This window comes from Candidatus Saccharimonadales bacterium, assembly GCA_036397795.1.
In the GTDB taxonomy this organism is placed as follows: domain Bacteria; phylum Patescibacteriota; class Saccharimonadia; order Saccharimonadales; family DASWIF01; genus DASWIF01.
On record DASWIF010000045.1, the window covers coordinates 1 to 9,346 of the forward strand.

Annotated in this window: 3 protein-coding genes; all 3 read right to left on the bottom strand. The window is 53.5% G+C overall.

Translation table 11 applies throughout. The annotated features are described in order from the left end of the window. On the bottom strand, positions 1-514 hold a 514-nt coding region (locus tag VGA08_03110), incomplete at its 3' end, for a ParB/RepB/Spo0J family partition protein (protein HEX9679582.1). Continuing rightward, complete coding sequence (locus VGA08_03115) at positions 507-1,277, bottom strand: ParA family protein (GenBank protein HEX9679583.1); 771 nt, start codon at positions 1,275-1,277, stop codon at positions 507-509. The genes VGA08_03115 and VGA08_03110, both read right to left, overlap by 8 nt. Positions 1,278-1,355: 78 nt before the next feature. Then, complete coding sequence (locus VGA08_03120; GenBank protein HEX9679584.1) at positions 1,356-9,188, bottom strand: tail fiber domain-containing protein; 7,833 nt, start codon at positions 9,186-9,188, stop codon at positions 1,356-1,358. Between the last annotated feature and the right edge of the window lie 158 nt (positions 9,189-9,346).

Genomic DNA, 9,346 nt, shown 5'->3' on the forward strand with positions numbered 1-9,346 from the left:
TGGCCACATTGCTGACAGTGCTAGCCCCCTTGCCTAGACGTTTGGCTATGGCATCCCAAGATTGGTTAAATTGTTGGTTCAGTTTGGTCAGAGCCGTCGCCAGCTCCAGAGGCGAGAGCTCCTGGCGCTGGATGTTTTCAATCAGGGCAATCTCCAGTTTTGCTTGGTCGCTCAAGGTTCTTATAATTGCTGGCACAGTTTTAAGACCAGCAGTTTTAGCTGCCCGCCAGCGGCGTTCACCGGCTATTATAGTATAGCTAGAACCTTGAGACACGACCACAATCGGCTGGAGTATTCCATGGGTTTTTATTGAACTAGCCAGTTCCTCTAATTCTTCTGTTCGCATGCCCCGCCTCGGTTGTTCAGGGTTTGGTTTAATGTCAGAGATGAACAAATCTTGTGTTCGGGATACAGCTTTATCATCTTTGTGCGTAGGGTCTAAGTTCGGGTCAATTTGGTCCGGTATGAGTGAATCCAGTCCTCTGCCTAACCCCCTATTGTTTGATTTAGACATGTTTTACCTCCTGTTTTGATGCTCGTTTATGCACTTCTTTTGCTAGTTTCTGATAAGATTTTGCCCCTTTTGACCTCTTGTCATATGTCTTTATCGGCTGGCCGTGGCTGGGAGCTTCAGCCAGCCTTATGTTGCGCGGTATGACTACGTCGAAAGCCTTGTTCCCAAAGTGTCTGGTAATCTCGGCATGAACGTCCCCGCTTAAGCTTGTGCGCTTATCATGCATGGTCAGCAGCACGCCTAATATTTCCAAATCCTGATTTAACGCCAGTTTTACCCTGTTAATTGTATCCATTAGGTGTGAGACGCCTTCTAAGGCATAAAACTCGGCCTGGACGGGTATTATGACCTGATTTGCAGCCGTCAGAGCATTTATTGTCAGTAGGCCCAAACTTGGCGGACAATCTATGATTATGTAGTCCACGTCAAACTGGCTGATAATGCCCTTCAATTTGTACTCCCGGCCCAGCTCCTGCACCAACTCTACCTCCGAAGCCGCCAAATCTGGAGAGGCCGGCAGAAGTAGAAGACCGTCGTGGACGGTCTCTACCACGGCTTTATCGGCTTTTACCCTATCCATAAGCAAATCATAGACAGTGTGGCCTGACGAACTATGACCCAGTCCGCTGGTGGTGTTGGCTTGAGGGTCCAAATCAATAAGCAGTACCCTGTGGCCCATCTCGGCCAGATAAACTGCCAAGTTAACGGCAGTGGTAGTCTTGCCTACCCCGCCCTTTTGATTGGCTACTGCAATTACATTCATATCTTTTGTTTATTATCACACAACTTGCGGCTCAAGCACTAGCGTAACAGATTGGAAGAAGCGTAGTTACAATCACAACTACTGCACGATTATGTAGTCAAACTTGTAGGTTCTACCTGGCTTGGCAGCTATAGCTGCCTTAAGAATGAACCCTTTAGCGGATTTCTCTACGAAGACCGGTAGCGTTGTACTTTCCAGATTTGTCCCGGTCAGGCTTATTCTCGGTACTTGGTCATAGGCTTGGCTAAAGGTTACTTTTGCCAGGGTGTCTCCTTTGTTAATCTCGCTGTCTTGGCCAATGGCTATGGTTAAAGTTCCGGCACTATCATTTCCTTTAATCGTTACCGAGTCATTGGCAGCAAGCACCTCGCCCAAAGCAACTTTCGGTTTATCACCGCTCGTAATAATCTTGCCGTATATTTGTATGTCTTGAACTATGGTCTTGCCCTTGACCGTCAAGTTCTGATTTACAGTAGCTGATTCTTCTACCAACAGCTTACCGACTCTAGCGGTGCCATTAACTACCAGTTCGCTTATCTTAGTTTTGCCTGAAACATTAAGGCTGTTGAAATCGTTGCCAGAGGCAATCTGCGCCTTAAGCGTATGTATATCACTAGCATGGCTGTCGATTATTGACTGCTGTTCCTGGACGGCTTCTGTCAGCAGAGCTGTCATTTGGCTGTATCGGACACCCTCTAGCTCGCCGGTTTCCTGGTTATACCTGGCCAACAGAGGATTTACTTGGGCTACTTCCTCGGCGATGAAGCCTAGATCTTGATAGACGTTTTTGGGCGAGCCGAGCATGGAGTTCCAGTCAAACCTTACCGGGTTCAATTGAAGTACGGTACTCAAGCCTAGATTTAAATCCTTCACGCTGTCCTTGAATTTGGCTAGCGACGTACAACCTGCCAAATCACCACTAGAGTTCCTGCACTGTGTTGTATTGTTGTCGGCCGTAGCGGCGATGTACCTTATCTGACCATTTACATCAAGTTCTTGGCCAGGTGTACCCGTACCGATACCGACGAATCCGTCACTGCCCTGGACGAACAAGGCGTTAGCCTGGCCTGTACCTTCAACTCTGAAGTCAGCATCAGCACCCTGTTCGTTGAATACAGCCGCGCCAGTAGCTTGCAGCCAGATATCGGCCGCGCCGGTGGTGGTGGCACCAATGACGATGTCTTCAGCGCCGGAGAGATCGGCTGGGAACAAGAAAGTACCGCCATCGGTCCATTCGCTGGCGCCACCCACGACTGAGCCGCTGGCGACGATTTCTAGACCTACGATTCCGCCGGAGATATCAGTACCGCCGTCAATCCCGGTGACCCCAGGGCTGGAAGTAAGGCCGGCGGCTCCGTATTGCACATGGTGGTGGGCTGCCGCGCCGGTATCGAAGCTATATAGCTCCGTATAGCCAGCCTCTCCCGCCTCCGTGTCCGGCAAGAAGTAAGAACCCGTTATAAACACCGAGGCTTCGTTTGCCGGACTGTTCATGGCCACATCCATGCTGGTTTGCTCGAATACCGAATTCGATTGCGATTGGACAATCGGTGTCGTCGGGCTATGGCCAGTGGCTTTGGCGACGGTCCAGGCGATTTCGGTTTGTGACTGGCCGCCGAAGGTTATGCTCAATGTGCCTGAGGTCGTGGTGGGCGCTATACCCCAGAAGTACGTATTCTCTTCGAAGTCGCTACCAAAGGACACGTTCTCTGAAGACCAAGTGATGCCGAGTCCCGACAAGCTGGGCGTATTGGCGCTACCAGAAGACCGGAAATTGGCTACTGATACCAGTACTAGATCGCCGGCATCTACTGCTATGGAGGCCGTTGTGGCTGACGTGCCTGAGTTATCACCCGAGTCCAATCCGGTTACTTCAATTCCGCTGCCGCCTCCGCCAGTACAATTTGCCAAGGTTTCCAGACAAAAGGTATCCGCACCAGCCGTAATCGGGATGGTTAAGACTTGGTTGCCGGTTTGGTCGGCGCTTTGGATGGTTATGGTCTGGCCGTTACCGTCGTGCAGAATGAGCGAACCAAGCTGGCTGGCTCCGCCAACTGTCACGGAAGCACCCTGGACAGCCAGAGTAGAAGCGGCGGTAGTGGCTCCCCCGTCAGCAATGGTAAAGACTGGCGTGCCGTTATCTTGAATCAGGACTATATTCGCCGTGGAAGTCGAGTTATTGACTACCAGATTAGCAGTGAGGGCGTTGGTGCCCGTGTTCACCCCGATTGAACCGGTATTGGCTCCATCAACCGTAAAGACCTGTTGAGTACCGACTGTGCCCACGGCATCGACACCTTGGTTCCAGACATAGAAGTCAATAGCATTCTGGTTGGGACTGCCAGAATTGTGGCGTGTCTTAATGGCATGGGTGTAGCTGGTAGTACCGTCGTAGGACATCAGGATTTGGTTATCAACAACATCGGTTGAACCACCCCCCGCTCTCAGACGCAGCGCGTGGGTGGCGGCGGCCACGTCCAGCATTGCGGTGGTAGGCGCGTTGGTGCCGATACCCACCAGACCGGTACTCAGTACCGTCAAGCGGGCGGCACCGTTGGTGGCCAGTTGTAGGGCGCCGGCCGAGTAGGCCTGACGGAAGTATGCGGCGTTGGCTAGAGAGTTTGTGAATATCTGGCCGGCGTCACCGACTAGTCCAACGTTGGCGGTCACCGTCCCGCCGTCTTGAGTCAAATCAATCCGGGGGTTGTCATTTTCATCGTTATTATCTGTGTCGGCCACGACCCTAAGGACGCTGTCGCCCTCAGTGCCACTGGTTACTTCGAGTGTGGAGTTCACGTACACTGTGTCAACATCTTGGGTAATAAACGAGTCAAGCAGAGAATTACTGCTACCAAAGACAGGTATAACCCCGCTGGTTCCGCTGCCTAACCAGCTAAGGGTAATCTCGCCGTTACCTGAATGGTCGGCGTTAACTGATGCGCCAATCGGCACTAATGACGAACCGCCGCCGCCTCCTCCGCCTGAGACACAGCTGCCGCTCGAGTTACCGCCGCCACCGTAGAGACCGCTGCCTCCGCCGGTATCGACAAGGTTGCCGCTATTACCACCGATGCCTAGTGCGCCGTCCTGCCCGCTGCCAACACCACTACCCGGCGTTGATGTGGTCGCACCACTGCCACCGCCAAATCCGCCGTCGCCGCCGTTTGGCGTACCACCGGCGCCGCCGCTAATACCACAACCCGCGCCGCCGCCGCCGGCGCCAGCTACAATCACTCTGTCATTTAATGTGTTACCGCCGTAGCGTATGTCTGATGCGCCGCCGCCGCCGCCAACACCGCCCCCGTTATATCCGCCGTTAGCGCCGGATCCACCCACGTATATATAAAGTGTCTCGCCAGGGTTAACATCCAACGAGCCCTCAACTGTGGCGCCCAATCCTCCGCTTCCACCGCTACCACTTCCGGCTGAGACTACATAGTTAATCTGATAAACACCGGCTGGGACTTGCCAGGTTTGCTCGCCGCCAGTCAAACCAAAGGCTTGTTCACCTCCTCCGCCCCCGCCTAGCGTGACGGTCAAAGTTCCGTCAATTTGCGGCAGATAAGCCGTATACCCGTTGCTTTGCAAGCCTAAGTTGCTGGTACTCGTCAGCAGTCCATTGCTGAGGGTGGTCGTGCCTGCACCAACAGTTATTCCCCCCAGGAAGGAGCCTTGGAAGAAGCGATTGCTGAGAGTGGAATAATCGCTGGCAGTGGCACCGAAATTCTGGATATTGTACCTGGTAACGGTCACATCGGCGTCGTAAGACACGGCAGGCCATACGCTGTAAGTTCCATCAGAGTTATCAACCGTAATCCGGGTAAAGTAATCCTGCCCGGCGTTGTCAAAGAATATGACATCGTTGACGCTAAAGACATCTGCGTCCAACGTGATGTCCGTAACATCTACACGAAGAGTTGATTCGGTATTGCCGGTGGTTCCGGTAGCCGAATTGTTAGCCAGCAGGTGCCCGCCATCTGCAATGCTAGAAACTAAACCGCCGCTATCGTATAGGCTTAGGAGATTGCCCGTACCAGCGTTGTTTATTCTGACACCGTCCACGTTGCCGGTATTTAGCTGGTCCACGCTGAACACGTACCCGCTGTCTGAACCGGAAGAACTGGGATTGCGGAATATAACCGAGTCATTGGTACTGTCCAGGGCTATTACTTGGTCGCCGGCGGAGCCGGCATCATAAGCCTCCTGCAGGGTAACGGATGAGTTGGCGCAATTAGCCAGAGTTTCCAAACAGAAAGTATCCGCCCCGCCAGGGTTGGGTACGGTCAACGTGTAGTCGCCGTCGAAGTTAGCTAACGAAATAGTGCCAGTGTTGGACGTACCGTCATTTAGTATCAACGACGCAGCCTGAGACGTGGTACCAATAGATACCGACGCGCCTTGGACGGTAATCGTACTGGCGGTCAGAACTGCTCCGGTCGTACCGTTGACCGTAAAATTGGCGGAATCAACAGCTATACCGCCGTCCAAATTGACCAAAGTTGTAGTTGTGGCTCCCCTGCCAGTTACCGAGGCCAAGGTGGACGTATTGTTTATGGTTACAGTATCGGTAGCCGAGGTCACAACGTTGATATCAGTGCCATCGGCAAAAGTCATGGTATTGCCCTGCAATATATCCTGAGGGGTAACTCCGTCTGTAATAGTGAACAAAGTATTTGTATCTAGCAACACGGTGCCGGAAGCATTGGGCAAAGTTATTGTTCTATCTGTTGTAGGGTTGGTGACAGTCAATAAGGTTTCATTGTTATCTGCACCGCCGGATGAGCCCTCAAATATCAAGCCTGTCGTACCAAATATGGCTTCACCCGCGTTTAAGCCTGGGTCGGCTCCAACGGTAGCCGTGTATTGGAGGGCAATACTGGGCGTCCATCCCTCTCCGGCCGAGCCGCTGACCGCAAGGCCTGTCCCGGCAGTTACATCCGCTACGTAGTTGCCGGTAGTATGCGTACCTAAGGTAATAAGGTTGTTTAAGGTGGTAGCTCCGGTACCGCCAGAGGCTATGTCCAGAGTACCGGCTAGGTCTTCCAGGTTGGCTACTACTAGATCAATAGTCCCGTCCCCGTCTTGGTAAGTAGCGGTAATACCGGTCTCAGTGTTGCCAGATAGCATAGCGCCGGTAATATCCTCAATGCGTTCGGATTGGATAGTTATGTCAAAGCTGTCGGTTGGAGTTTCAGAGACTAGGAAGTCGGCTCCGTCAAAGTCCAGGGTCGGAGCACCGGCAGATTGGACGACGCCGTCTACTTCTACTACGGCAAAGGTATCTAGCCCTAAGGTAGTACCGTCTACCCAGGTAAAGCCGCCTGAAGTTTGGTCGTAGGTCAGGACAAAGTTGTCGCTGGGTCCGTTGGTAACCTCCAGGTCTACTTCTTCAATAGTGCCGTCAACCAGTTCAGAGCCGTCTACGGTAGTACCCAAGGTAGCGGCAATAGTCACGGTATCGGTGCCGCTATCTCCAGTAATAGTAATACCTGAGCCGTTAGCTAGAGTCAGAGTGTCTGTGGAGCTGTCGGCCACCGGACTGGTGCCGGCTGGGGTAGCAATGGTAGAGAACAGGTTTTGCGCCGTACCGGCACAGTTGGCTAGGGTTACTAGGCAGAAGACGTCGGTAGCACCCACGGCGTCTGGTATAGATACGGTAGTGTCGTTACTAAGGTCACCGGCATCAATACCGGCGTAGAAGGTGCCGCCTACGCTCTCTAGGATTCTAAGCTCAGATGAGGCGTTATCTAAGACGATGTCAAAGGCGCCTGTCTGCTGCCAGTTGGCCGTCAAATTACCAAGCGCAATTGTCGGCGTGCCGCCTTCTGTGGCGGAGCTGCCGGAGATACCACTACCATTAGAGATAGTAGCTACATAGTTGCCAGCCGTGTCAGTAGTAAGTACTACCGTATCATTAGTAATCTCACTACCTTCAATGGTCTGGCCTAGTAGAGATACGTTGGAGCTTAGAGCATTGTCATCAACTGAGCCGGAAGCGCCAACGGTAATGGTGTCGGAAACTTCGGCGTCCTCGATGGTTTGGCCCAGGACGGAAATTTCACCGGTAATGTTGGGGAAGGTCAAGGTGGCGTCGGCGCCGGGGTCGGCAATAGCAAAGAAGGTCTGGAAGCCGTCGCCGGTAGTTAATCCTTCAAACGCCAGTGGTGTAGCTCCAGCCAGAGTACCGTTAACGGTAATTACATCACCGGCGGCATTGCCTAGGTTAACGTCGCCATTGGCATTTAAGGTGCCACTAACTGTTAGGTTGGTAAAGCTAGGAGAAGCTACGACGGCTATAGTAATAGTATCTGTGCCCGAATCACCAGTCACCGTAATGTTGGAGCCGTCGGCTAGGGCTAAAGTGTCGGTAGAGCTATCCGCTACCGGGTCCGTGCCGTTGGGGGCGTCAATGGTAGCAAACAGGTTCTGGGCCGCGCCGGCACAGTTGGCCAGGGTCTGCAAACAGAAGCTGTCGGCCCCGCCCGGATTTGGAACAGTTAGAGTGTAGTTGCCGTCGAAGTTGGCTAGAGCAATAATCCCCGTGTTGGTCGAGCCGTCATTAAGTATTAGTTGTCCCAAAGTACCGGCCCCGCCGATGGTGACACTAGCGCCCTGGACGGCCAGGGTACCGCTGAAGGTCGGGCTGGCGAAGGTCGGGCTGGCGGTAGTTCTAATGTCTTGGATGGTATTAATGTCGTAGTTGCCGTTGGCACCGCCGTCGGTGATGGAAATGGAAGTCCCGGGAGTCAGGACCCGTTCGGCGCTTAAGTTGCCGCTTAAGCCCAGTACTAGATAAGAGGCGTCGTCGGGAGCGGACCCGCCGCTACCGACACAGTTGCCAGCCGTGGTACAGATGTCTCCGGCCGTACCGGCCGCCAGGTTAAAGGTCTCGTCCCCGGTTAGAGCGCCAGCATCCAAGGTAGCGTAGAACGCTCCCCCGCTGCCGCGCAGCTGCAGTTCACTACTGGCGTTATCTAAGACGATGTCAAAGGCGCCGGTCTGCTGCCAGCTGGCAGTCAGGTTGCCAAGCGCAATTGTCGGCGTGCCGCCTTCTGAGGCGGAGCTGCCGGAGATACCGGAGCCGTTAGATATGGTGGCTACGTAGTTGCCAGTGGTCTTAGTGCCTAGGGCGATGGTGTCGTTAGCGATGTCAGTACCGGTGATGCTCAGATCTTCAACCTGAAGGCTGGTCACACCTTCATCAGGGATAAACAGTTCGTCCGAGCCGTTGAATGATATAGTCGAGCCATCAACGTCGACGTCCAGCGTCAAGTTGCCGTTGGCGCCGGCATCAGTTGAGCTCAGGCCATCACCGGCCGCAAATACCCGCTCGGCACTCAAGTTGCCATCTAATGCCAAAGTTAAATACTGAGCGCTATTGGGCGCCGAGCCGCCGCCAGCACCGACACAGTTGCCGGCCGTGGTACATATATCATAGGTGCCGGCACTGGCCGTGGGCAGTTGATAGGTCACGTTGGCGCTCAAATCGCCGGCATCCAGGGTGGCGTAGAAAGTTCCGCCGTTGCTTTCCAAAATCTGTAATTCGGAGGAAGCGTTATCCAAAACGATATCGAAGGCGCCGGTCTGCTGCCAGTTGGCCGTCAGAGCACCTAAAGATAAGGTGGCGTTGCCGTTTGCACCGCCGTCGCTAAGACCTATACCCGAACCTGGCTGTAAAACCCTTTCCGCAGATAAATCCCCGTCCAGAGCCAGGGCTAAATACTGAGCGTCGTTGGGTGCTCCCCCGCCTCCTCCGCCTACGCAGTTGCCAGATGTCAGACAAACTTCTCCGGTAGCATCCGGGAAGGTATACGTCCTATTGCCCGATAAATCTCCAATGTCAATATTTCCATAGAATGTTCCGCCCGTACTTTCTAGAATACTCAGCTCAGAGCTGGCATGATCAAGCACAATATCGAACCCACCGCCTTGCACCCAATCCGCCGTCAAATTACCAAGCGCAATTGTCGGCGTGCCGCCTTCTGTGGCGGAGCTGCCGGAGATACCACTACCATTAGAGATAGTAGCTACATAGTTGCCAGCCGTGTCAGTAGTAAGTACTACCGTAT